We start from the raw sequence: 22,212 nt of genomic DNA on the forward strand, positions 1-22,212 counted from the left end.
GGGAACCAATCGGTACAAAACACAAAGGCGTGAGTTCTGGACTAATTGGTTCCATATCCTATATAGAGGGCCAAGCGAATGGAGAAGACAGATGGCCCGCCCCAGATCATTTCGAACCGAAGACGCCGTGGAAAAGGCGATGCAAGTCTTTTGGACTCACGGCTACGAGGGCGCGTCCCTGCCTGATTTGCTGGAGGGCATGGGGCTGACGCGCGGGAGCCTTTATAAGGCGTTCACCGACAAAAAGACGCTATTTCTGCGTGTGCTTGAGCATTACGAGGGCATGGCGGTGCAAGCGGGTGTGACGATGCTCACTGACTGTGGGGTCCCCAACGGGGCGGATCGCATCATGGCGATGTTCACCAATTCCTACCGTGCCGTGACCGACGGGGACAGGCGCGGTTGTCTGCTGTGTACCGCGGCGGCCGGTCCCAGCATGTATGACGACGAGATCGCGGAGGCGGTCTCTCGTGGCCTTGGTGCGTTGCGTGATGCGATGGGCGAGGCGCTCAAGGCGTCGCCCAAACACAAGGACCTGCCCGAGGACGCGCGCCGCGAACTCGCCTGTATGCTGATCTCGCAATATGTCGGCCTGCGCACCATGGCCCGCGCCCGTATCGCGCCCGATATGCTGCGCAATGCGGTCCGGTCTGTGGGCGTGATGCTGGCTTAGCCGATTGGGCCGCGCACGCCGCCGGTTTGGCCCCGATCCAGCAGCAGGTGGTCGAGAATCACGCAGGCCATCATGGCCTCGCCCACGGGCACCGCGCGGATGCCAACGCAGGGGTCGTGGCGACCTTTGGTGATGATTTCGGCGTCCTCGCCTGATTTGGTGATCGTCTTGCGGGTTTGCAGGATTGACGAGGTTGGTTTGACGGCAAAGCGCACAACCACGTCCTGGCCGGTGGAGATGCCACCAAGGATACCACCCGCGTGGTTGGAGGAATATTCCGGCCCGTCCGGACCCATCGTGATCTCGTCTGCATTCAGCTCGCCCGTCAGCATGGCCGCCGACATGCCTTCGCCGATCTCGACCCCTTTGACCGCGTTGATCGACATCATTGCGGCGGCGAGGTCCGTGTCCAGCTTGCCATAGACCGGTGCGCCGAGGCCCGGGGGCACGTTCCGCGCGACAACCTCGATCACCGCTCCGACGCTGGACCCGGACTTACGCAGACCATCAAGATAGGTGGCCCAGGTTTCGGCAGCACCTGCATCGGGCACCCAGAACGGGTTCTGGTCAATCTGGCCCCAATCAAAGGTGTCGCGGTCAATCTCGTGAGTGCCCATCCGGGTCATGTAGCCTTTGATCTCGATCCCTGGCACCAGCTTGGCCAAGGCGGCCCGCGCCAACCCACCGGCCGCAACCCGCGACGCGGTTTCACGGGCCGAGGAACGCCCCCCGCCGCGATAGTCGCGGATGCCGTATTTCTGCCAATAGGTGATGTCAGCATGGCCGGGGCGGAATTTCTCGGCGATGTCTCCGTAGTCCTTGGAACGCTGATCAGTGTTTTCGATCATCAACTGAATGGGCGTGCCGGTGGTGACCCCCTCGAACACGCCGGACAATATGCGGACCTCGTCCGCCTCGCGACGTTGGGTGGTGTATTTGTTCTGTCCCGGTTTGCGCTTGTCCAACCACTGCTGGATCATCGCCTCGTCAATCACCACGCCGGGAGGACAGCCATCGACAGTCGCCCCCAGGGCAGGCCCGTGGCTTTCGCCCCATGTGGTCACGCGGAAAAGATGGCCAAAGCTGTTGATCGACATTGGGGCGGCTCCGATTGCAATTGCATTGGGGAAATACGGCGCGGGCGGGCCAATGCCAAGCGGGTTTACACGGTGGGCCGTTTGCCCAACACTTCGACAACCGCAGCGCCGATGATCAGCAGGCTGCCCACCGCCTCGCGCCAGCCAAAGGGTTCGCCCGCAAAAAGGGCGGCGGAGATCACGCCGACCAATAGATCGCTCATTAGTAAAATACCCACGCGGCCCGGCGTCAGGAGGCTGGCAGGCCAGACAGTGAGGACGAGCATGGGCAAAACATACAGTGACATCAGGATGCCCCAGGGCAGGGCGGGCAAGGCAGTGATCAGGCTGGTCCCCGCCACAAAGACGTCGGGGGCGATCACCATTACGGCGAGTGTCACCACGAGGCTGCCAAAGACGAAGGCCACAATCTGTTCGAACGTGTTTGCGCTGCCCAATTGATAGATCTTGAGCGATCCGATGGCCCAGCACATCCCCGACAACAGCGCCAGCCAATCGCCGGCATTGCGCGGCAAAGGCGCGGTTTCGCCGATCCCCAGCACGACCAACAGCCCGCCCATGGCCATTAAAAGGGCTATGACCCGCGTCCGCGTCAAAGCCTCGCCCAGCACAAAGACACCAAGCGCCGTGCCCCAGATCGGAGTAAGGTAAAAGAGCAGCAGCGCCCGGACCACATCCGTCAACAACAGGCTGCTGGCATAAAGGCTGAAGGCCCCACCGAGGAATAGGCCGCAGATCGCTAGTGATCGCAGTGATGCTGTCACCCCAAATCGACCACTGAGCCAAAAGGGCAGGATCACCACCGCTGCACCGACATAAAGAGCAAGGCCGGACCACGCGCCGGGCAATCCAATGCCCTCCAGATAACGCAGTGGGAGCCAGATTAGCCCCCACAGCGCGCCGCCGATAACCAGACCGATGCTTGCAGAAAATTCGGATCGCATGGTCTGTGCGTGCTCCTGTTGCCCCGTCACAGGAGTATGGATCGCCACAGCCGCTGTCCATCCTGTTTGCTCGGCACGGTCCAACCAAAGGCCGTCTTGCTCTTGGCTGGAACGCTGCCTATACACGTCCCTACCTCGGGGTGCTGGAAACAGCTGAGATGCAATGATGCGAACCCGTTGAACCTGAACCGGTTAACACCGGCGGAGGGAAGGTTTGGATCATCCCAAGACCCTTATCCCACCGCCTTCTCTATTGGAGGATGCGATGAAGTATCTGATGACGACTGCCGCGATGCTGAGTGCGAGCGCGGCCTGGGCCGAGACGCCCGTTCTGACAGTTTATACCTATGACAGTTTTGTCTCTGACTGGGGTCCCGGCCCTGCAGTCGAGGCGGCGTTCGAGGCGACGTGCGATTGCGATCTGCAATTTGTTGCGGCGGGTGACGGTGCCGCCCTGTTGGCCCGGATCAAGCTGGAAGGCGCGCGGTCGGATGCCGATGTACTGTTGGGCATCGACACCAATCTGGTGGCCGCGGCCAAGGAAACGGGCCTGTTCGCCCCCCATTCCGTGACGGCCGACTATACGTTGCCGATTGAGTGGAATGACGACACCTTCGCCCCCTACGACTGGGGTTATTTCGCCTTTGTCCACAATGCGGACATGGACGCGCCTGCGAACTTTCGCGATCTGGCGGCCAGCGATCTGAAAATTGCCATTCAGGATCCCCGTTCTTCTACCCCCGGTCTAGGCCTGCTGATGTGGGTCAAGGCGGCTTATGGCGACGACGCTGCGGGTCTCTGGGCGGATTTGTCGGACAATGTGCTGACCGTGACCAAAGGCTGGTCCGAAAGCTATGGTCTGTTCCTTGAGGGCGAGGCCGATATGGTTCTGTCCTACACGACGTCCCCCGCCTATCACCTGATCGCCGAAGAGGACGCGAGCAAAGCTGCTGCCGCCTTTGACGAAGGGCATTATATGCAGGTCGAAGTGGCGGGCAAATTGGCCGCGACGGATCAACCCGAACTTGCGGATGCATTCCTGTCCTTCATGGTCACAGATGCATTCCAGTCGATCATCCCGACGACCAACTGGATGTATCCCGCTGTGACGCCTGCCAGTGGCCTGCCGGATGGGTTCGAGACTTTGATCACCCCGGAAAAAGCGCTGCTGCTGTCGCCCGAAGACGCGGCCGCCGCACGGGATGAGGCCTTGGCCGAATGGCGCGACGCGCTCGCTCAGTAACCGTCGCCGCACTTGGCGGCCCTTTGGCGGCAGGATCAGTCTTTGTGCTGATCCTCGTTGCCTTGCTGGCCGTCATGTCGCGGGCCGATTGGCCCGTGACCTTTGGTGCGGCGGATTGGGCCGTACTGCGGTTCACCGTTTGGCAGGCGGTGTTGTCCGCGCTCTGTAGCGTTGTCTTTGCGATTCCCGTGGCGCGGGCCTTGGCGCGTCGGCAGTTCGTTGGTCGCACGTTTCTGGTCACGCTGCTCGGGGCGCCGTTTATACTGCCGGTGATCGTCGCGGTGCTGGGCATTCTGGCCGTCTTTGGCCGGGCCGGATGGGTCAGCGAATTGTTGGGTCTGTTCGGCTTGCCGCCCCTGTCGATCTATGGGCTGGAAGGTGTCGTGTTAGCCCACGTATTTTTCAACATGCCTTTGGCCACGCGCCTGATCTTGCAAGGCTGGCAAGCGATACCCTCAGAACAATATCGCTTGGCGGGCCAGTTGGGCCTGCCGCCCCGCACCGTGTTTCAGACCCTGGAATGGCCGATGCTGCGCCAGGTAGTGCCGGGGGCGGCGGCGTTGGTCTTTGTGATCTGTTTGACGAGTTTTGCCGTGGCGCTGACCCTTGGCGGCGGGCCGCGGGCAACGACAATTGAATTGGCGATCTATCAAGCGTTTCGCTTCGATTTTGACCTGGGCCGTGCGGCAATTCTGTCGCTGGTCCAACTGGTTGTGGCGGGCACTGCGGCGGTGTTGGCGCTCTGGATATTGCCGCCTTTGGTGCTGCAATCGGGTCTGGATCGCCCATTACAGCGATGGGACGCCCGTGGCGCGCCGTGCCGTGTGCTGGATGCCATCTGGATCGGGTTGGCAGCGCTGTTCCTGCTCTTGCCGCTGAGCGCGGTTATCCTGTCCGGCCTCATCGGATTGTTTGACATGCCAATATCGGTCTGGACGGCGGCCTGGACGTCCTTGTGGGTCGGGATGCTCAGTACGGGTTTGCTCATTCTATGGGCCCTGCCCGTGGCCGCTTGGCTGGGCCAGACCAAACGCGGCGGGGCCGAGGCGATCACATTGCTGGGCCTTGCGGCATCGCCGCTGATGATCGGCACGGGGTGGTTCATCATGATCTATCCCTTTGCGTCCCCGCAAGCCTTTGCCATGCCTGTCACGGCAGTGGTGAATGCGCTGGTGGCCTTGCCCTTCGCGGTGCGCATTCTGGTGCCGGGCATGCGCCAGAGCTTTACCGACTATAGTCGCTTGAACCAAGCGTTGGGGCTGCGCGGCTGGCCGCTGTGGCGGATTGTGTTGCTGCCGCGGATACGTGCCCGTCTGGGTTTTGCCGCGGGGCTAACGGCAGCCATGTCGGTCGGGGATCTGGGGGTCGTGACCCTCTTTGCTGACCCGGATGTGGCGACGCTGCCTCTACAAATGTACCGCCTGATGGGCAGTTACCGCACCGATGCGGCGGCGGGAGCGGCGCTGCTGTTGTTGGTACTGGCGTTGGGCATGTTCTGGATCTGCGATTATTGGGGGCGATATGCTGAGACTTGAGGACCTTCGGGTTGCGCAGGGCAGTTTTTCCCTGAGTGCCGCATTCGAGATTGAAAAAGGGGCACGGATCGCTGTGATTGGCCCGTCAGGTGCAGGTAAATCGACGCTGTTGGGAGCGATCGGTGGCTATGTGCCGCTCGATCATGGACGGGTGATTGTGGCGGGTGACGACGTAACGGACGCCGCCCCTGATCAGCGCGGCATTGCGATGCTGTTTCAGGATGGCAATCTTTTTCCGCATCTGACGCTGGCACAGAATGTGGGCTTGGGTCTGCGGCCTGCCTTGCGGTTGACGGCGGACGAAACAGAAAAGGCGCACGTGGCCCTCGCCCGCGTGGGGCTTGCCGGGTTCGAGGGTCGCACGCCAGGAGACGTGTCGGGCGGACAACAAAGCAGGGCGGCCCTTGCACGGGTCCTGGTACAGGCCAAACCGCTCATCTTGCTGGATGAACCCTTTGCCGCCCTTGGCCCAGCCCTCAGGGCCGAGATGCTGGATCTGACATCCGAGGTAGCACGAGCCGCAGGTGCCACGGTAATGATGATCACCCATGACCCACAGGACGCAGAGCGCGCTGCGGATCAGGTCGTGTTCGTCGATGCGGGGCTAGCGCATGTGCCCCAGCCGGTGGCCGAGATCATGGCCGATCCGCCCGAAGCCTTGCGCGCCTATCTGGGCTTTTAGGCAGCTTTGATCTGTAAACCCTTTCGGGCCTCGACAATGCCCAATGCGGCCTGCGCCGCCTCGCGCCCTTTGGTCACGAAGTGGTCGGCATAGATACCCATGTGGTGGTCGGTTTCCTGAAAATGATGTGGCGTGAGCGATACCGACAGGATCGGGATGGCAGTCTTTAGTCCCACTTGCATCAGGCCTTCGACAACAGCAGACGCGACGAAATCATGCCGGTAGATGCCCCCATCGACCACAAGGGCAGCACAGGCGATAGCGGCGTAATGCCCTGTTTCCGCGAGGGTTTGCGCCATGAGTGGCATTTCAAAAGCGCCAGGCACGTCAAAGACGTCAACCTGAGCGGCGGGAATGATTTCTGTGAACCCTTTGTAGGCTTGATCCACGATGGCGGCGTGCCAGCGGGCTTTGACAAAGGCGAAACGGGTGTGTGTCATTGCAGTCTCCTTCAGGTTCAGACACGTCACCCAAGGCGATTGCGCACAGCGTTCCGCACCCTTTCGGGCGCGGGCCTGCACGTTCTCTTTCATCCGGACTATGACCGTCGGCTCAGGCATCGCACCTGATCTGCTGGACCCCCGTCGGAACGGGGCGCTCGCGGGCTCATGGACTGTATCCACATACCGCCGGTGGGGAATTTCGCCCCGCCCTGAGAACTGGGCCAACTTGCCAAGGCCCGTCCCAACAGGCAAGACGAACCTGACGTCGCAGGAGCACGAAATGCATCCCAACCCGATTTTTCGTACACAGACTTTTGATCGCAACATCATCTTTGCCCGCGAACGCGCCTTTGGCGTTCTCGCGGTGAATGGGGCGGACGGGCCGTTGTTGGCGCATGTGCCAGTTTTGGTCGACGAAACGGGTAGCTTTGTCGACATTCATCTGGTGCGCTCGAACCCCATCGCGCGGGCCTTGAAAGCCTCTGCACAGGCCAAGATCGCGATCAGCGGGCCGGACAGCTATATTTCGCCTGACTGGTACGATGTGCCCGATCAGGTGCCGACGTGGAACTATGTGGCCGTGCATCTTACCGGCACACTTGAGCGTCTGCCGCAGGAGCAGATGCGCGATATGCTGGATCGCCAGTCGGCGCATTTCGAGGACCAGTTGTTGCCCAAAACCCCTTGGAAAACCACCAAGATGACGCCCGAGGTGCTGGATAGCATGATGCGCCAGATTGCCCCGTTTCGCATGACGATTGAAGGCGTCGATGGCACCTGGAAGCTGAACCAGAACAAGCCCGATGAGGTGCGCCTGCGGGCGGCGGATCATGCGGACGCCTACGGGATGGGCAGCGAGACGGCGATCCTGTCAGCGTTGATGCGCGGGGCCGATGGACAGCCGTGATCCCTCTGTTAGGGTTGCGCAAATTTCAGGGGATATGACATGAAACTCTACCACTCGCCCGCCTCGCCCTTTGTTCGCAAAGTCGTTGTCTTGCTTTATGAATTGGAGAAGACGGAGGCCGTGGAGCTTGCCACGATCACCACAACGGCGATGGCGTCGGATGCAAGCCTGATGGCCGCGAATCCCCTTGCCCGCATTCCTGCACTTGAGCGGCCTGAGGGTGTGACACTCTATGACAGTCGGGTCATTACAACCTACCTGGACGACCTGTTTGAGGGAGGTATGTACCCGTCGGGGGCCAGTCGTTGGGAGGTCATGACGCTGGAGGCCACGGGCGACGGGTTGATGGATAGTGCCGTGTCCATGGTTTACGAGATCCGCTTGCGCGATCCGGCCCACCAGTCCGAGGCATGGATCGAGGCGCAATGGGCCAAGGTGGAGCGGGCGCTGGATGCGCTGAACACCCGTTGGATGGGGCATTTGTCCGGGCCGGTGAGCATGGGTCATATTTCCGTCGCCTGTGCGCTTGGCTATCTGGATTTCCGGCACGATGCGCGGGGCTGGCGGCAGGGTCGCGAGGCGCTGGCGAGCTGGTATGAAGGCTTTGCGGCGCGACCCTCGATGGTGGCGACCGATCCTACGGCGTGACCGCGTGACAGGTCCGGGGCGCAACGTTCGGTGCCCCAATGACGCCGATTTGCCCAAGACGTCGCGAATCGTAGGTTAGCGCCAATAAAACAAGGCTGCGGGGGCAGACACCACCCGTGCACCATCTGTACACCGCTTTACAGCACAACCCGCGTTTAACGCAGCGTACGTCCCTGAGTCTTATCAAATGGTTAAACAAGCCCCCTGCGACCACTTGCGCCAGTTTGCGCGCTGGACGTGGGGGCATCACCCCGCTAGATAGCTCTGATAATTGCCGTTCGTTCGTCGCGCGGCACGCTATCTTATTGGCCCGTTCCGGGTCGCAGGAAACTGGAGAAGTCCCCCGTGTCCCACGCAGAAGAAGAACACGAAGGCACTCGGCGCGATTTTCTGTACTACGCCACTGGTGGTGCTGGTGCAGTGGCCGCTGGTGCCGCGGTTTGGCCCCTGGTCAACCAGATGAACCCTTCGGCCGACGTTTTGGCCCTGTCCTCGATTGTCGTCGATGTGAGCAGCCTGGACCCGGGCACGCAGCTGACTGTGAAATGGCTGGGCAAGCCTGTTTTCATCCGTCGTCGGTCGGCGGATGAGATCGAAGAAGCCCGTGCCGTTGCCGTATCTGATCTGCCGGATCAGGGTGCCGAGAACGCAAACGCACCCGCAGGTGCCGATGCGTCCGACGAAAACCGGACCTTGGACGAAGCAGGCGAGTGGCTGGTGATGATGGGCGTCTGTACGCACCTGGGCTGTGTGCCTTTGGGTGATGCGGGCGACTTTGGTGGCTGGTTCTGTCCGTGCCACGGCTCGCACTACGACACGGCTGGCCGCATCCGGAAGGGTCCCGCGCCCACCAACCTGCCGGTGCCTGTCGCGACATTCCTCGACGCTACCACGATTCAACTCGGTTAAGGGAGAGAAAAGCCTATGTCTGGAATTCCTCACGACCATTACGAACCCAAGGCCGCCTGGGAAAAGGGCCTGGCCAAGCGGTTGCCCGTTGTCGGGCTGATGTATGACACCCTGATGATCCCCACGCCCAAGAACCTGAACTGGATGTGGATCTGGGGCATCGTTCTGACCTTCTGTCTGGCGCTGCAGATCATCACCGGCATCGTTCTGGCGATGCATTATACGCCACATGTCGATCTTGCCTTTGGCTCGATCGAGCACATCATGCGGAACGTGAATGGCGGCGCGATGTTGCGTTACCTGCACATGAACGGTGCTTCGCTTTTCTTTGTGGCGGTCTATGCCCACATTTTCCGGGGTCTGTATTACGGGTCCTACAAAGCGCCGCGTGAGATCACATGGATCATCGGGATGCTCATCTATCTGTTGATGATGGGTACTGCGTTCATGGGCTACGTTCTGCCTTGGGGCCAAATGTCCTTCTGGGGTGCGACCGTGATCACCGGCCTCTTTGGTGCGATCCCCTTCATCGGTGAAGCGTTGCAAACATGGCTCTTGGGCGGGCCTGCCGTGGACAATGCCACGCTGAACCGCTTCTTCAGCCTGCACTATCTGCTGCCTTTCGTGATTGCCGGTCTTGTGATCCTGCACATCTGGGCCTTCCACACCACGGGCAACAACAACCCGACCGGTGTTGACGTGCGTCGCACATCGAAGGAAGACGCGGAAAAAGACACGCTGCCCTTCTGGCCCTACTTTGTGATCAAGGATCTGTTTGCGCTGGCCCTGATCCTGGTGGTGTTCTTTGCGGTGGTGGGCTTTATGCCGAACTATCTGGGTCACCCCGATAACTACATCGAGGCCAACGCCCTGGCCACTCCAGCCCACATCGTTCCAGAATGGTACTTCCTGCCTTTCTACGCGATCCTGCGGGCCTTTGACGGCGACGTCTGGGTGGTCATCGCGGCCAGCTTCCTCACCGGGGGCATCATCGACGCCAAGTTCTTTGGTGTGGTTGCGATGTTTGGTGCGATCGTTGTGATGGCGCTGGTGCCATGGCTCGACACGTCGTCGGTCCGCTCCGGTCGCTACCGTCCGATGTTCAAGTGGTGGTTCTGGATCTTTGTGGTGAACTTTGTGGTTCTGACCTGGGTTGGCGCAATGCCTGCCGAAGGGATTTACCCCTACATCGCCCTCATCGGTTCGACATATTGGTTTGCCTACTTCCTGGTGATCCTGCCCCTGTTGGGTGTGCTGGAGAAGCCGGACGCGCAGCCTGATACCATCGAAGAAGACTTTGCCGCAACTGTTGCTGGTGACGATGCGGGTTCTGCCCCCTCGGCCCAGCCTGCGGAATAAGGAGAGACTGCAGATGTTGAAGAAACTTGCAGCAAGCATGGTGGCGGCGTTCGCGCTGACCACCGGTGCCTTCGCCGCCGGCGGTGCCGGGAAAGTCGAGAATATCGACTTCTCCTTTGACGGCCCTTTCGGTTCTTATGATCAGAACCAGTTGCAGCGTGGCTTGCAAATCTACACCGAGATTTGCGCCGCCTGTCACGGGTTGAAGTTTGTCCCTATCCGGACGTTGGCCGATGAAGGCGGGCCGCACCTGCCCGAGGATCAGGTTCGTGCCTATGCGGCGTTCTACGAGGTCTTTGACCCCGAACTGGACGATTTCCGCCCGGCCACGCCCAATGATCACTTCCCGGCCTCGAACCTGGAAAATGCGCCTGACCTGAGCCTGATGGCCAAGGCCCGTGCCGGTTTCCATGGCCCCTATGGTCTGGGTATCAACCAGTTGATGAACGGCATCGGTGGCGCGGAATACATCGCCTCGCTGCTGAATGGATACGTTGATCCCCCGTCTTGTGCGCCTGAAGATTTTGACGGCTATTACAACCAGACCTTTGGGGCTGGTGGCTATCCAGAAGAGTGCCTGGACGAAAAGGGCAAGCACAAGTACCCCGGCAGCTGGATTGCCATGGCGCCACCGCTCTGGGGGGATGATGTGGAATTTGCGGATGGTCATGCGACCGACCTGCACCACTTGTCCGAGGACGTGGCTGCTTTCCTTATGTGGACGGCAGAGCCCAAGATGATGGCGCGCAAGCAAGCCGGCTTTGTCGGTGTTGTGTTCCTGACCATTCTGTCGGTGCTGCTGTACCTGACGAACAAGCGCCTGTGGGCGCCGGTCAAGGCCCGCTACAAGAAGAAGTAAGCGATTTTTCGATTGCTGATGTTGCAAGCCCTGCCATCTGGCGGGGCTTGTTCGTTTTCGGGGTGGCGGACGACACGTCCGCCTTACGGGGATGTGCGGTGGACCATTGGGCTGTGGATGTTGGCGTGCGGAGGGGGCCAGCCCCCGCGCTGAGCGCCCCCCGGGTTTTATTAGAACAGAGAATTCGGGACGCAGCGGTCTTCGTGATCTCCGTAAGGCGGAGGTGTCCTCCGCCATCGCTTAGACCTGGAGCTGCGTTTCGGTGTGGTTGGCGATCTTTGCAGTCACGATCTGCCCTTCGGGTTGTGGGGTTCGGAAGGTGGTTTCCGTGAACTGCGCCGTGCGCCCCATATGGGGATTTTCCATCAGTACCTGATGGGTGCGACCCACTTGCGCGCTCAGATGCCGCGCCACCTGCCGCGCACCCGCGGCGCGCAGCTGTGCGGCCCGTTCCTTGATCGCGCCGCCATGCACTTGCGGCATGCGCGCTGCCGGTGTGCCAGGGCGGGGCGAGTAGGGGAAGACATGCAGCCAGGTCAGATCGCAGTCCTCGACCAGCTTGAGTGAATTGGCGAAATGCGCCTCGGTCTCTGTCGGGAAGCCCGCGATGATGTCCGCGCCAAACGTCATGTCAGGCCGAAGCCTCCGCGCCTCTTGCGCAAAGCGGATCGCGTTGTCGCGCAGGTGCCGCCGTTTCATTCGCTTGAGGATCAGGTCGTCGCCGTGTTGCAGCGACAGGTGCAGGTGTGGCATCAGCCGCGCCTCGGTCGCAATGGCCTGCATCAGCGCTTCGTCCACCTCGATCGAGTCGATTGAACTGATCCTGAGGCGGGGCAGATCTGGCACCAGTTTCAGGATACGGATCACCAGATCGCCAAGCTTGGGCTCTGACGGCAGGTCTGCGCCCCAAGATGTCAGGTCAACGCCCGTCAGCACCACCTCGTTGAATCCACGATCCACCAGCCGCTTGATCTGATCCACCACCACGCCTGCTGGGACGGAGCGCGAATTGCCCCGACCGTACGGAATGATGCAGAACGTGCAGCGGTGATCGCATCCGTTCTGGACCTGCACATAAGCCCGCGAACGCGTGCCAAAGCCATCGATCAGGTGGCCGGCGGTCTCTGTCACTGACATGATGTCGTCGACTTGTACGGGTTCGGTGCCAAAATCACCGGCGAGGCCCGCCCAAGTACTCGCCTGCATCTTTTCAGTGTTGCCGATGACGGCGTCCACCTCCTCCATATTGGCAAAGGTGTCGGGTTCGGTCTGCGCGGCGCAGCCTGTTACGATCAGTTTGGCGGCCGGGTGAGAGCGCCGCAGCTTGCGGATATCCTGGCGGGCCTTGCGCACTGCCTCTGCTGTCACGGCGCAGGTGTTGATTACGACGGTGTTGTCCAGACCTGCAGAGGCGGCCAGCTCTTCCATTGCCTTCGTCTCGTAGGCGTTCAGGCGGCAGCCGTGATTCGAAAAGATGGGCGCGGTCATAGGTTGTCCAGAAATGCCCGGGTCAGGACCCCGTCAAAGACATGGGCCGTGGGCCCGGCCATCCAGACGCCGTCATCACGCCAGTCGATGTGCAAAGTCCCGCCATCCAGGTCGATCCGTACTTTGCGCCCGGTCAGGCCAAGACGCGCCGCCGCAACCGCAGTGGCGCAAGACGAAGAACCGGAGGCCAGCGTAATCCCCGTGCCCCTTTCCCAGACCCGCATGCGGATATGATCTGGGCCGATGACTTGGGCGAATTGCACGTTGGTCCGCTCAGGAAAAAGGGGGTGATGTTCTATCGTGGGGCCACGGGCGGCGAGATCAATCGCCTCGACATCCGCCACAAAGAACGTGCAGTGGGGGTTGCCCATGCCGGTCGCAACAGGTGCGCCATCAATGGGCAGGGCCTCTATGTCAACATCCTGGGCCAGTGGGATGCTCTGCCAGTCCAACACGGGCAGCCCCATGTTGACAGCCGTCGTACCGTCCGGCTGTTGCACTGCGCTCAGCGCACCACGGCCAGTGATTGTGATGTCGAGGGTTGTCTTGCCGCTTTGCCCCATCTCACGGGCTGCAATGCAGCGGGTGGCGTTGCCACAGGCAGCCGATTGCGAACCATCAGCGTTGTAGAACGTGATCGTCAGGTCGGCCCCATCCGAGATCACGGCAAGCTGGTCAAAACCTACGCCGCGATGTCGATCCGCCAGGGCCCGTACGAGGGCTTCGGTCACCGAAACATCAGACACACGCGTATCGACCACGACAAAGTCGTTACCCAGCCCATGCATTTTCATGAAGGGCCAATCAGAGGAGGATTGATCGCGCATGGCGCGCATATAGCCCTGCACATCAAATGAATCCAGTATGTCGCAGAGAAACCTTCGGCTTTTGGGTTGACGCTGTGCGCGACCCAATCTAATTGAGCCGCTTAGTGGGCCGTTAGCTCAGTTGGTAGAGCAACTGACTTTTAATCAGTGGGTCGCAGGTTCGAACCCTGCACGGCTCACCACTGACACAAAATCTGTCATACTAATCAAAGCGTAGGGTAACCGTGCCGAAACTGCCGAAATCGGCGTCGATGTGCGCGCCAGACGGGCATTCGACGGGCCGGATGAAACTGCCTGACAGGATGATCTGACCGGGCGCGATGCTTTGACCGTATTGCGCCATGCGCCGCGCCAGCCAAACCACGCTTTGCACCGGATCGTTCAGCACGCCGGCACCCAGCCCCGTTTCCTCGACCACGCCGTTGCGCGACGTGATCGCCCCAACCCAGCGCAAATCAAAGGTGTCGGGGCTGTGGCGCATATCACCAAGCACTACGCCCGCATTGGCCGCATTATCGCTGATTGTGTCAACGACGGTGCGGGCCTTGCCTGTGGCGGGGTCGGTCCGCTGGATGCGAGTGTCGAGGATTTCCAAGGTGGGCGCCACATAGTCGGTGGCAGCCAGTACATCATCGCGCGTCACGTCCGCGCCACCGATGGCTGATTTCATCACAAAAGCGATTTCCGCCTCGACCCGAGGTTGGATGAACCGTCCATTGGGTACCGTGGCACCATGGGCAAACAGCATATCATCAAAGAGGATGCCGCTGTCGGGGATGTCGATGTTCAGCGCGCTTTGCATCGCCTTGGAGGTCAGCCCGATTTTCCACCCGATCACGCGACTCCCTGCGGCCAGCTTGGCCTCAAGAATCGCGTTTTGCACGGCATAGGCGTCGTCCATTCCCATCTCGGGATGTCGCAACGACAATAGGCCAATCTGTTGGCCGGTAGCCTCGGCGTTCAACAGATCGGTGGCCGCGCGGGCGTGGTCCCCGGGCGTCATGTCATTTCGTCCTCGACGGTGTTGCGCAGGGTACCAATACCGTTCACCTCAACCTCCACCACGTCGCCGGGTGTCAGGTACCGCGGTGGGTCAAAGCGTGCGCCCGCGCCCGTGGGCGTGCCGGTAATGATGATGTCTCCGGGCATCAGTGTCATAAAGGTCGAGATATATTCAATCTCGCGCCGAATCGGGAACATCATCCGGCTTAGCGTGTCGTCTTGTCGGACCTCGCCGTTCACCCGGGTAATGATCCGCGCATCGTCCAGTTGGTCTGCATCGGTAAAGGGAACGAGCCAAGGCCCGATGGCCCCCGAATTGTCCCAGTTCTTGCCCTGCGTCACGTTGAATTTGGCGTGGCGCACCCAATCCCGGATCGTCCCCTCATTGCAGATCGTGAGTGCTGCGATGTGGTCATAAGCGTCGGCTTGGGCGATCCGCCGTCCTGCCTTACCAATGACAATGGCCACCTCGCCCTCGTAATCCAGCGTATGGTTTTCCGGGGGGCGGATCAGCGGCCGGTTGTGACCTGTGAAGCCGCTGGCAAAGCGGGGAAACAGGGACATGTATTTGGGTTGTTCGCTGCCGTCTTTGTATTCCGCATTCCGGTCGGGGAAATTCACGCCGACACAAAGAATGCGGGGGGCGTTGGGCAGCACCATTTCAAACTCGACGTCGGTATGTGTAACGCGCCGGTCCGTGGCGTCGGCAAGGGAGCTGAGGCCGCCCGCCTTGATCACATCAAGCAGGGTCGGCCATTGCGGAAACAATTCGTTCAACGCGACCACCCCGGCGTCGGTGACCGCGCCATAATAAGTCTGTCCATCGCTGGAATAGGTGGCAAAACGCATCTTTATTGCTCCTTCAGGGGGCGATGATCGGGCTGGCCTTGATCTGGCTATCGCTTGTGTTCACGCCGACAAACCCGCTGCCATGCTTGAACCAGCTTTCCGGTGCCGCGGCACCCCAAAGGGTTTGCCTTTGCGGGTCTTGCAGATCCCATTTGATGGGTTCCAAATCAGGGTCAACCGTCTGGTAATCCGAGCAATAAATTTCTATCCGGTGTCCATCCGGGTCGAGGATATAGAGGAAGAAGGCGTTGGAAATCCCGTGCCGTCCGGGGCCACGTTCGATGTTGCTGACGTAACCGGTGGTGGCCATCAGATCGAGTAGGTCAATGATGTTCAGCGGTGTGGGCACCCAGAACGCCACGTGATGCAGCCGCGGGCCGGTGCCGTTGGTGAACGCCATGTCATGCACGCCGCCTTTGCGGTGCATCCAGGCCGCCCAGAGTTTCTTGCTTTCCTCATCCTCGGTGTATTCTGTCACTCGAAAGCCAAAGTCGGAGTAGAAGGCCACCGACGCATCCACATCCGGTGAGAAACAGTTGAAATGGTCGATGCGCAGCGGTTTGACACCGCGATAGAGAGCGTAGTTCTGGTGGATGGGCGCGAGGCGGTCCATCTTATGATAGAATTCCAGCGGGATGCCCATATTGTCAGAGGTCAACAAAGTGCGGCCCTGATATGGGCGCTCCACCCACTCGGTTGGCCGTCCTTCGCCCTGAAAATAGGCCTCGGCCCGGTCCAGGTCATCATCGTCAAAGGTTTTGAACCCCATCACCTCGACCGTGCCCGGATGGTCCGACTTTTGCAGGATGATGCAGTGGTGTCCGCGTTCTTCCATGGCGCGCAGATAGATGTGGGTGTCGTCCTCATCCGTGATCTGAAGGCCCAGCGTGTCGACATAGAAGGCGCGCGATACCGCCAGGTCGCGGACGTTCAGGCAGACGTGACTGAGCCGAATGGTGTTGAAATCGGGATAAAGGTTTGGCGCAGGAACAGGCATCAGAGAGCTCCCAACCTGGTGATCTTGTGCTGGCCTGTGGCGAAGCCGATGTGCTTTTGCTCCATATAAAACTCGAATGACCAATCCCCGCCATCCCGCCCGATGCCGCTGGCCTTGACCCCGCCAAAGGGCGTGGGCAGGTGACGCACGTTTTCGGAATTGACCCAGATCATCCCCGCTTCAAGCCGGTCGGTAAAGCGCAGGGCGCGAGTCAGGTCGTTGGTCCAGACATACCCCGTCAGGCCGTAGGCAGTGTCATTGGCCATTTCCATCGCCTCATCCTCGGTCGTGAACGGGATCGAGGTGAGCACGGGGCCAAAGATTTCCTCTTGGGCGATCCGCATTTGGTTGGTGGCGTTGGTGAACAGGGTCGGGCGAATGAAAAAGCCCGCGTCGCCGGTGGTTTTGCCCCCGGCTGCGACCGTTGCCCCGTCCGCCTTTGCGATGTCGAAGTAGCGTGTGACCTTGTCGAAATGTTCGGCGCTGATCAACGGGCCTACCTCGGTCGCGGGATCGAGCGGATGGCCCACTCGGATTTTGTTCACACGCTCGATCAATTTGGCCTCGAACGTGTCCTTGATCGTGTCCTGTACCAGCAGGCGGGAGGACGACGTGCACCGTTCTCCGTTGATCGAGTAGATCATGAAGATTACTGCATCTAGGGCGCGGTCGAGGTCAGCATCCTCAAAGACGATGACGGGGTTCTTGCCGCCCAGCTCCAGGTGGTTCCGCTTGAGCGTGTCGGCACCCTGTTTGGTGATGAGCGACCCGGTGCGGCTTTCGCCGACAAAGGCGATGGCCTTGATTTTGGGATGCTCGCAGAGCGCCTTGCCCGCCTCCTCGCCAAAACCGTTCACGGTGTTCAGCACTCCGGGGGGCAGTCCCGCCTCTTCGGCAATTTCGACCAGTAGGCGGGCGGTCAGCGGCGACGCCTCGGCGGGCTTGTGGACCACGGTGCAGCCAGCGGCTAGGGCCGGGGCGATTTTCCATGTGGATAGCATAAAGGGGGTGTTCCACGGTGTGATCACACCGACAGGGCCGATTGGCACGCGCGTGGTGATGTTCATCAGCGTCGGGGATTTCAGGTGTTGACCGTCGCGGGCCTGCACCACCTGATCAGCGAAATAGCGGAAGTTCTCGGCGCCGCGCAAGGCCGCCTTTGACATGAACTTGTAGGCTTGGCCGGTATCCCAGCATTCGCAAAGGGCGATTTCCTCTGCGCGCGCCTCGATGCCTTCGGCGATGCGGATCAGTATCTTGCGCCGCTCGGTTGCGGGTAGGTCGCGCCACTCGGCAAAGGCGGCGTGGGCAGCGTTTGCTGCGGCGTCAATGTCGGCGGCCGTGCCATGCGCAACATCGCAGATCACCGAGATGTCGACGGGCGAAATCGTTTGGAAGGTGCCGCCGGACCCGGCCACATCCTGCCCCGCGATCCGGTTCAGGATGCCGGTTTGACGAAAGCGAACCAGATGCTCGTTCAGTTTACCGATGTTGTCGTCAAACACACTCATGCGCGGTCCTCCAGGTGGTCGCGGATATTGCCGAACTTGGGTGACAGATCCGGATCAATATCACGCATTTCAGCGGATAGGGCGATCGAATGCGTGGCCATGGCCGGGGCGACAAAGCCTTGAAGGGCGGCAAAGACCTGCGTGATCGCGTCGTGTTTCACGGTATCGCTGCGCCCTGCACGCAAACGGACAGACAGGTCGATGAACCCGTGTTTGGGATTCCCGTCGGCAATGGCATAATGATCCACCCGCGTGGCCCGCACCCGGATGCCTGCAATGGGAAAGGTGTCGATGCTGGCTGCCTCTGCCCGTATCGCCTCGCAGAGTGCGCCGATATCGACCGCACCATCGAGGTTGGCAGAGTATTCGAGGTGGAAATGCGGCATGATATACCTTAACATGTTAATACTTGTGATGTTAATTATAAGGTCGGCGCTCTGTCAAGTTTGGCGTACCGCCGGGACCCCGAAACTGCCAAGGAAAGCCCGCTGTCATGGCCCCGAAACTGCCCTCTACCTCTCGGTCTTTGCCCATCGCTTTGATCCGTGCCCGCGAGGGGGTGATGCTGCCGATCCGGGATATGCTGGGCGAAACGGGGATTACGGAACAGCAGTGGCGCGTATTGCGAGTGTTGTCGGAATACGGCCGTCTGGATGCCAAGACCCTCGCGGACCGGTCGAGCCTGCTGTTTCCCAGCCTGACCCGGATCGCGACCACGTTGCGCGGCAAGGGGCTGATCACCCAGGAACGCGATGATGTGGACCGGCGGCGGCAATTCATCGAAATTACTGCGGCCGGTCAGAAAATCATCGACGACAATGCAGGCCATTCGGCGCAGATCGTCGCCGAGTTCAAAGCCAAGCTGGGGGCGGAGGATTACGAGACGCTGTTGGACTTGCTGGCCCGTCTGGATCCCAATTCACCCGATTAGGCCCTGATCGCGCCAGGTGTCAAAGACCCGCAATGCGGTTTCGGCAAAGATCGCATCGTTGATATGTCCGTCGATGCTATGCACATCGACATTGGGAGGAATGCACGTGTTCAGCTCGGCCAGGAAGGCCTCTAGCCCCGCTTGGTCATGCAGGTCCGCACCCTTGCGATCCCACTCCCCAAAGCCATGCTGGGGTAAGAGCAGGGCAACCGGCCCTTTGGCCTGCGACAGTTGCGCGGCATGAGCGCGGGCGACGGCACGCCGTTCATCGTGGTTCAGAACAACGGAGGACAGTAGGCGGTTATGTGCATGGCTGAGGTGATGCGCCCATTTGTCGGGCAAGGCCTGCCAACCCACGATATCCACCAGGTCATAGCAACCGGGGGCGACGATCTGCGGAATGCCCGCCTTGCCCGCATGGGTTAGCCGCCCGGCCCCGGCAGAGATGTTGGAGCCATGGATGTGATTCCCCAACTCTTGTGTGCAAAGGTCAAAGACGCAGGCAAAAGCGCCTTGCGCCGCGAGGCTTTCGAACGCGCGCCCGCCCATACCCGTGGCGTGGAACACAGCAACCTCGAATCCGCGTTCCTCCAGCGCGGGTTTCAGCGGCACCATGTATTTCAGCGCCGATTTGCCCAGCGATGTCATCCCGATCAGGGGCTTTTCTGCATCCGGCAGTATCACCGCGCGCGTGGCCCCCAGAACCGCGCCCGCTGCCTGGCTCAGCGAGGCCTTGCAGACCGCGTTCAGCCCATAGAGCCCCCCGGCCCAGAGGATCATCTGGGTGTCCGCCGCCAACCGTTCGGCCGGGATCAGGGGGGAGAATGCAACGGTTGAGACAATGTATTTCGGCACGCCAAGGGGCAGAGCGCTGCACACGTCCAACGCCAGATCGGTGCCCATGGTACCGCCCAGAACGATCACCCCGTCAAACGCGCCCTCTTGGTACAGGCGCGACGCCAGTAGCGCCGCCCCGGTCGCCATGATCTGCATCGCGAGGTTTTCGTCGCCCGCCGCTATTGCCGCTGCGATGGAACTGCCGCCTTCTTCGGCCACGTCATGTTTGGAGTGGTCACAGGGCTTAGACGGATCGCCCAGCACCGACACATCCATCGTCACCACCTGTCCACCCTGACCTCGGATCACATCGGCGAGAAACCCAAGCTCTGCGTCTTTGGTGTCATAGGTGCCAATGATGAGGATGGTTTTGTCGGGCATGATGGCGGTCCTATCGTTGCTGACTGTCGTGCAGATCGTGATCTGCGCCCTCGTGCGGCGCGCGGATCTCTTTGAACAGGGTCCGCAAATGCAGCAACAAAACAAGCAGGATCATCACGAAAAGGATAAAGGCGATGGGCCGGTCGATCATGTCCCAGGGCGTCTTGAGACGGGGCAGGGCGGAACGCAGCTTGACCTCCATGATCCCGCCCAGGACCATGCCGAGAATGATCGGCACGATGGGCAGGTTCAACCGTTTGAGGATCAGGCCCAGCACGCCAAAGCCCGCCGCAATCATGCAATCCGTCAGTGAATTGCGCAGCGAATAGACCCCGACAAAGGACAAAAGCAGGATCATGACGCCCAGGAACCGTGTGGGCACCCGGATGATCCGTGTCATGAGGTTGGTCGAGAACAGCAAGAACACAAAGACGATCACGTTCAACGCAATGAGCGCGAAATACAGGCCATAGACCAGGTCGATGTTGTTCTGGAAAAGCTGAGGGCCGGGGATGACGTTATGGACGTAGAACACCGACAGCATCATGGCGGTGAGGGCCTCACCGGGAATGCCAAGCGCCAGCAGTGGGATCATCGCGGCAGCAGGCACTGCGTTGTTGGCGGCCTCCGATGCAACCAGACCCTCGGGCGCGCCTTTGCCAAACGCTTCGGGCGTTTCAGAGGTCTTTTGGGCGTAGGTGTAACTCATGAACTGGGCCGTGAATTCGCCCGTGCCAGGGATCATGCCCAAGATCACACCGAAACCTGCGGCGACGGATGCGACCCGTTTGTGCCCCATCAACTCTTTGATCCCGGCGGACATCCGACCTGTAACGGGCTTGGCATCGGGGCTGGTATCTGGGCCGGTCAGCAGGAAAAACGCCTGGCTGAGCGCGAAGAGACCCAGCACCACAACGATCAGGTTGATACCGGAACTGAGAAAGCTGAAACCGAAGGTGTAGCGCTGTGTGTAGGTCACAGCATCCAGGCCCACGGTTTGCAGAAATATGCCGAACATGGCCAGCATCCCGGCGGCAAAGATCTGGCCGCGATGCGCGAGGATCACCAGGATAATGCCCAACAGGGCGGCCAGGAAAATCTCGCGACTGCCGAACATGGGTGCGATGAGGGCCAACAACGGCGACAGCAGGATGAGGCACAGGATGCCAAAGATGCCGCCCCAGAACGATGCACTATAGGCCAGTGAGACAGCGCGATGCGCCTCGCCCCGTTGGGTCATCGGGTAGCCGTCGTAAGAGGTCAGCGCATTCACGGCGGTGCCGGGTGTGTTGATAAGAACGGCAGGGATCGCGCCGCCATACATGGACGAGCCATAGATGCCCAAAAGCATCGTCAGCCCCACAATCGGATCGAGTGAAAAGGTGGCAGGCAGCAGGATCGCGATTGCCACCGCCGGGCCCACACCAGGGATCGCCCCGATCATCACTCCCCCAATAGAGCCGACGAACAGCGCCAGCATCACGTCCCAGCGGGCCAGCATTTCCAATCCTGCGATGAGGTTTTCCAACATACGCCCCGATCAGAAATAGGTCAGCATGAATTGGCGCAGCCCGTCGGGCAGCACCTCATAGACCAGACCGCTGGGCAGCTTGACCTGCAAGAACGATTTGAACAGGACGACGATGATCAGGGCGGCAAGCGCGGCGGCCCCCAGCACCTTGCGGCTGCGATAGTCCATTCGCCAGCACAGAAGGATCGCGCAGATGATCGTTGAGGGCAGATAACCCGCATAGGGCACTGCGACGGCATAAGCGATGAACCAGCCCGCAAACTCAAAGGCGGCGAGCCACAGGCCCACCTCTTGCCAGCGGCCATGGATCCGTTCGGACAGCGCAGAGCCGAGCAGGTGGAGCGCCGCAAAGCAGACCATCCCAACAAGCGACACGGCGGGCCAAAACCGGGGTTGGGCAAAGAGTTTGTCCCCATTGCGCCAGCTAGTCTGATCCATGATTTGGCTCAGCAGATAGAGCGATACCAAAAGCGCCACCCAGGCAAAGACAATGTCGCCCGGGCGGCGGTATCGTTTGAACAGGGATTGTAGGGTTTTGACGCGGGACAAGGGAACGCTC

Annotated in this window: 23 protein-coding genes, 1 tRNA gene and 2 riboswitches; of the genes, 11 read left to right on the forward strand and 13 right to left on the reverse strand. The window is 60.5% G+C overall.

What is annotated here, in order from left to right; genetic code table 11:
* Positions 1 to 91: 91 nt before the first annotated feature.
* Entirely contained in the window at positions 92 to 673 is a 582-nt protein-coding gene (locus Q1A44_RS03195; RefSeq protein WP_299619558.1) for a TetR/AcrR family transcriptional regulator, read from the forward strand.
* On the opposite strand, the gene aroC is transcribed toward Q1A44_RS03195, so the two are convergent.
* Positions 670 to 1,770 carry a chorismate synthase gene (aroC, locus tag Q1A44_RS03200; RefSeq protein ID WP_299619561.1) on the reverse strand — a complete coding sequence of 367 codons (1,101 nt, stop codon included), beginning with the start codon at positions 1,768 to 1,770 and terminating at the stop codon, positions 670 to 672. The genes Q1A44_RS03195 and aroC overlap by 4 nt on opposite strands.
* 65 nt (positions 1,771 to 1,835) lie before the next feature.
* Complete coding sequence (locus Q1A44_RS03205; RefSeq protein WP_299619564.1) at positions 1,836 to 2,714, reverse strand: DMT family transporter; 879 nt, start codon at positions 2,712 to 2,714, stop codon at positions 1,836 to 1,838.
* A gap of 126 nt (positions 2,715 to 2,840) precedes the next feature.
* Positions 2,841 to 2,941: riboswitch (TPP riboswitch) on the forward strand.
* Between the two features lie 38 nt (positions 2,942 to 2,979).
* On the opposite strand from Q1A44_RS03205, the gene thiB reads away from it, so the two are divergent.
* Genes thiB through Q1A44_RS03220 form a run of 3 tightly spaced genes read left to right on the forward strand, consistent with a single transcriptional unit; the run spans position 2,980 to position 6,174 of the window.
* A complete protein-coding gene (gene thiB, locus Q1A44_RS03210) occupies positions 2,980 to 3,957 on the forward strand; it encodes a thiamine ABC transporter substrate binding subunit (RefSeq protein WP_299619567.1) in 978 nt (325 codons plus the stop codon).
* Entirely contained in the window at positions 3,933 to 5,492 is a 1,560-nt protein-coding gene (locus tag Q1A44_RS03215) for a thiamine/thiamine pyrophosphate ABC transporter permease ThiP (RefSeq protein ID WP_299619570.1), read from the forward strand. The genes thiB and Q1A44_RS03215 overlap by 25 nt, the downstream gene beginning before the upstream one ends.
* Positions 5,479 to 6,174, forward strand: coding sequence for an ATP-binding cassette domain-containing protein (locus Q1A44_RS03220; RefSeq protein ID WP_299619573.1), 696 nt, complete (start codon positions 5,479 to 5,481; stop codon positions 6,172 to 6,174). The genes Q1A44_RS03215 and Q1A44_RS03220 overlap by 14 nt, the downstream gene beginning before the upstream one ends.
* On the opposite strand, the gene Q1A44_RS03225 is transcribed toward Q1A44_RS03220, so the two are convergent.
* A complete protein-coding gene (locus tag Q1A44_RS03225; protein ID WP_299619576.1) occupies positions 6,171 to 6,614 on the reverse strand; it encodes a 6,7-dimethyl-8-ribityllumazine synthase in 444 nt (147 codons plus the stop codon). The genes Q1A44_RS03220 and Q1A44_RS03225 overlap by 4 nt on opposite strands.
* Before the next feature lie 77 nt (positions 6,615 to 6,691).
* Positions 6,692 to 6,838, reverse strand: a riboswitch (FMN riboswitch).
* A 59-nt stretch (positions 6,839 to 6,897) separates the two neighbouring features.
* Between Q1A44_RS03225 and Q1A44_RS03230 the strand changes: the two genes are divergently transcribed.
* The 5 genes from Q1A44_RS03230 (at position 6,898) to Q1A44_RS03250 (ending at position 11,299) form a co-directional block, all read left to right on the forward strand.
* Complete coding sequence (locus Q1A44_RS03230) at positions 6,898 to 7,524, forward strand: FMN-binding negative transcriptional regulator (RefSeq protein WP_299619579.1); 627 nt, start codon at positions 6,898 to 6,900, stop codon at positions 7,522 to 7,524.
* Positions 7,525 to 7,563: 39 nt separating this feature from the next.
* Entirely contained in the window at positions 7,564 to 8,172 is a 609-nt protein-coding gene (locus tag Q1A44_RS03235) for a glutathione S-transferase (protein WP_299619582.1), read from the forward strand.
* 345 nt (positions 8,173 to 8,517) lie between these two features.
* Positions 8,518 to 9,081, forward strand: a complete 564-nt coding sequence (petA, locus tag Q1A44_RS03240) for a ubiquinol-cytochrome c reductase iron-sulfur subunit (RefSeq protein ID WP_299619585.1) — start codon at positions 8,518 to 8,520, stop codon at positions 9,079 to 9,081.
* Positions 9,082 to 9,096: 15 nt separating this feature from the next.
* On the forward strand, positions 9,097 to 10,440 hold the full coding sequence (gene petB, locus Q1A44_RS03245) for a cytochrome b (RefSeq protein ID WP_299619588.1): 1,344 nt from the start codon (positions 9,097 to 9,099) through the stop codon (positions 10,438 to 10,440).
* Between the two features lie 13 nt (positions 10,441 to 10,453).
* Positions 10,454 to 11,299 carry a cytochrome c1 gene (locus tag Q1A44_RS03250; protein ID WP_299619591.1) on the forward strand — a complete coding sequence of 282 codons (846 nt, stop codon included), beginning with the start codon at positions 10,454 to 10,456 and terminating at the stop codon, positions 11,297 to 11,299.
* Between the two features lie 240 nt (positions 11,300 to 11,539).
* Here Q1A44_RS03250 and mtaB read toward each other — a convergent pair whose 3' ends face one another.
* Together mtaB and dapF are read right to left on the reverse strand one after the other, a co-directional pair.
* Complete coding sequence (gene mtaB, locus Q1A44_RS03255; RefSeq protein WP_299619594.1) at positions 11,540 to 12,787, reverse strand: tRNA (N(6)-L-threonylcarbamoyladenosine(37)-C(2))-methylthiotransferase MtaB; 1,248 nt, start codon at positions 12,785 to 12,787, stop codon at positions 11,540 to 11,542.
* The gene (dapF, locus tag Q1A44_RS03260) at positions 12,784 to 13,623 is read right to left on the reverse strand and encodes a diaminopimelate epimerase (RefSeq protein ID WP_299621348.1); all 840 of its coding nucleotides are present in this window, start codon (positions 13,621 to 13,623) and stop codon (positions 12,784 to 12,786) included. Before dapF ends, mtaB begins: the two co-directional genes overlap by 4 nt.
* Before the next feature lie 97 nt (positions 13,624 to 13,720).
* On the opposite strand from dapF, the gene Q1A44_RS03265 reads away from it, so the two are divergent.
* A tRNA-Lys gene (locus Q1A44_RS03265) sits at positions 13,721 to 13,796 on the forward strand.
* Between the two features lie 20 nt (positions 13,797 to 13,816).
* Here Q1A44_RS03265 and hpaH read toward each other — a convergent pair.
* The 5 genes from hpaH to Q1A44_RS03290 are packed head-to-tail and all read right to left on the reverse strand — an operon-like array spanning position 13,817 to position 18,359.
* Positions 13,817 to 14,617, reverse strand: a complete 801-nt coding sequence (hpaH, locus tag Q1A44_RS03270) for a 2-oxo-hept-4-ene-1,7-dioate hydratase (RefSeq protein WP_299619597.1) — start codon at positions 14,615 to 14,617, stop codon at positions 13,817 to 13,819.
* Complete coding sequence (locus tag Q1A44_RS03275; RefSeq protein WP_299619600.1) at positions 14,614 to 15,465, reverse strand: fumarylacetoacetate hydrolase family protein; 852 nt, start codon at positions 15,463 to 15,465, stop codon at positions 14,614 to 14,616. The genes hpaH and Q1A44_RS03275 overlap by 4 nt, the downstream gene beginning before the upstream one ends.
* 13 nt (positions 15,466 to 15,478) lie before the next feature.
* Positions 15,479 to 16,462, reverse strand: a complete 984-nt coding sequence (hpaD, locus tag Q1A44_RS03280) for a 3,4-dihydroxyphenylacetate 2,3-dioxygenase (protein WP_299619603.1) — start codon at positions 16,460 to 16,462, stop codon at positions 15,479 to 15,481.
* Positions 16,462 to 17,973 (reverse strand): 5-carboxymethyl-2-hydroxymuconate semialdehyde dehydrogenase, encoded by a 1,512-nt coding sequence (gene hpaE, locus Q1A44_RS03285; protein WP_299619606.1) that lies wholly within the window; start codon positions 17,971 to 17,973, stop codon positions 16,462 to 16,464. Before hpaE ends, hpaD begins: the two co-directional genes overlap by 1 nt.
* Positions 17,970 to 18,359 (reverse strand): 5-carboxymethyl-2-hydroxymuconate isomerase, encoded by a 390-nt coding sequence (locus tag Q1A44_RS03290; RefSeq protein WP_299621351.1) that lies wholly within the window; start codon positions 18,357 to 18,359, stop codon positions 17,970 to 17,972. Before Q1A44_RS03290 ends, hpaE begins: the two co-directional genes overlap by 4 nt.
* 107 nt (positions 18,360 to 18,466) lie before the next feature.
* Here Q1A44_RS03290 and hpaR point away from each other — a divergent pair, with 107 nt between their 5' ends.
* Positions 18,467 to 18,904, forward strand: a complete 438-nt coding sequence (gene hpaR / locus Q1A44_RS03295) for a homoprotocatechuate degradation operon regulator HpaR (protein WP_299619609.1) — start codon at positions 18,467 to 18,469, stop codon at positions 18,902 to 18,904.
* Here hpaR and Q1A44_RS03300 read toward each other — a convergent pair.
* The 3 genes from Q1A44_RS03300 to Q1A44_RS03310 are packed head-to-tail and all read right to left on the reverse strand — an operon-like array spanning position 18,893 to position 22,202.
* A complete protein-coding gene (locus Q1A44_RS03300) occupies positions 18,893 to 20,122 on the reverse strand; it encodes a Tm-1-like ATP-binding domain-containing protein (RefSeq protein WP_299619612.1) in 1,230 nt (409 codons plus the stop codon). The genes hpaR and Q1A44_RS03300 overlap by 12 nt on opposite strands.
* A gap of 10 nt (positions 20,123 to 20,132) precedes the next feature.
* Positions 20,133 to 21,650 carry a tripartite tricarboxylate transporter permease gene (locus Q1A44_RS03305; RefSeq protein ID WP_299621354.1) on the reverse strand — a complete coding sequence of 506 codons (1,518 nt, stop codon included), beginning with the start codon at positions 21,648 to 21,650 and terminating at the stop codon, positions 20,133 to 20,135.
* A gap of 12 nt (positions 21,651 to 21,662) precedes the next feature.
* Positions 21,663 to 22,202: a tripartite tricarboxylate transporter TctB family protein gene (locus Q1A44_RS03310; protein ID WP_299619615.1), complete on the reverse strand. Its 540-nt coding sequence runs from the start codon at positions 22,200 to 22,202 to the stop codon at positions 21,663 to 21,665.
* Between the last annotated feature and the right edge of the window lie 10 nt (positions 22,203 to 22,212).

It is taken from the genome of uncultured Tateyamaria sp. (genome assembly GCF_947503705.1).
Lineage (GTDB): Bacteria > Pseudomonadota > Alphaproteobacteria > Rhodobacterales > Rhodobacteraceae > Tateyamaria.

What these genes read in the sequence shown, in the direction of transcription:
- Q1A44_RS03215 (WP_299619570.1), top strand. Translation starts at nt 3,933, where the DNA reads ATGGCGCGACGCGCTCGCTCAGTAACCGTCGCCGCACTTGGCGGCCCT.
- hpaE (WP_299619606.1), bottom strand. Translation starts at nt 17,973, where the DNA reads ATGAGTGTGTTTGACGACAACATCGGTAAACTGAACGAGCATCTGGTT.
- thiB (WP_299619567.1), top strand. Translation starts at nt 2,980, where the DNA reads ATGAAGTATCTGATGACGACTGCCGCGATGCTGAGTGCGAGCGCGGCC.
- dapF (WP_299621348.1), bottom strand. Translation starts at nt 13,623, where the DNA reads ATGCGCGCCATGCGCGATCAATCCTCCTCTGATTGGCCCTTCATGAAA.
- Q1A44_RS03290 (WP_299621351.1), bottom strand. Translation starts at nt 18,359, where the DNA reads ATGCCGCATTTCCACCTCGAATACTCTGCCAACCTCGATGGTGCGGTC.
- mtaB (WP_299619594.1), bottom strand. Translation starts at nt 12,787, where the DNA reads ATGACCGCGCCCATCTTTTCGAATCACGGCTGCCGCCTGAACGCCTAC.
- Q1A44_RS03220 (WP_299619573.1), top strand. Translation starts at nt 5,479, where the DNA reads ATGCTGAGACTTGAGGACCTTCGGGTTGCGCAGGGCAGTTTTTCCCTG.
- Q1A44_RS03225 (WP_299619576.1), bottom strand. Translation starts at nt 6,614, where the DNA reads ATGACACACACCCGTTTCGCCTTTGTCAAAGCCCGCTGGCACGCCGCC.
- aroC (WP_299619561.1), bottom strand. Translation starts at nt 1,770, where the DNA reads ATGTCGATCAACAGCTTTGGCCATCTTTTCCGCGTGACCACATGGGGC.
- petB (WP_299619588.1), top strand. Translation starts at nt 9,097, where the DNA reads ATGTCTGGAATTCCTCACGACCATTACGAACCCAAGGCCGCCTGGGAA.
- hpaD (WP_299619603.1), bottom strand. Translation starts at nt 16,462, where the DNA reads ATGCCTGTTCCTGCGCCAAACCTTTATCCCGATTTCAACACCATTCGG.
- Q1A44_RS03300 (WP_299619612.1), bottom strand. Translation starts at nt 20,122, where the DNA reads ATGCCCGACAAAACCATCCTCATCATTGGCACCTATGACACCAAAGAC.
- Q1A44_RS03230 (WP_299619579.1), top strand. Translation starts at nt 6,898, where the DNA reads ATGCATCCCAACCCGATTTTTCGTACACAGACTTTTGATCGCAACATC.
- hpaR (WP_299619609.1), top strand. Translation starts at nt 18,467, where the DNA reads ATGGCCCCGAAACTGCCCTCTACCTCTCGGTCTTTGCCCATCGCTTTG.
- Q1A44_RS03195 (WP_299619558.1), top strand. Translation starts at nt 92, where the DNA reads ATGGCCCGCCCCAGATCATTTCGAACCGAAGACGCCGTGGAAAAGGCG.
- Q1A44_RS03235 (WP_299619582.1), top strand. Translation starts at nt 7,564, where the DNA reads ATGAAACTCTACCACTCGCCCGCCTCGCCCTTTGTTCGCAAAGTCGTT.
- Q1A44_RS03205 (WP_299619564.1), bottom strand. Translation starts at nt 2,714, where the DNA reads ATGCGATCCGAATTTTCTGCAAGCATCGGTCTGGTTATCGGCGGCGCG.
- Q1A44_RS03275 (WP_299619600.1), bottom strand. Translation starts at nt 15,465, where the DNA reads ATGCGTTTTGCCACCTATTCCAGCGATGGACAGACTTATTATGGCGCG.
- Q1A44_RS03250 (WP_299619591.1), top strand. Translation starts at nt 10,454, where the DNA reads ATGTTGAAGAAACTTGCAGCAAGCATGGTGGCGGCGTTCGCGCTGACC.
- hpaH (WP_299619597.1), bottom strand. Translation starts at nt 14,617, where the DNA reads ATGACGCCCGGGGACCACGCCCGCGCGGCCACCGATCTGTTGAACGCC.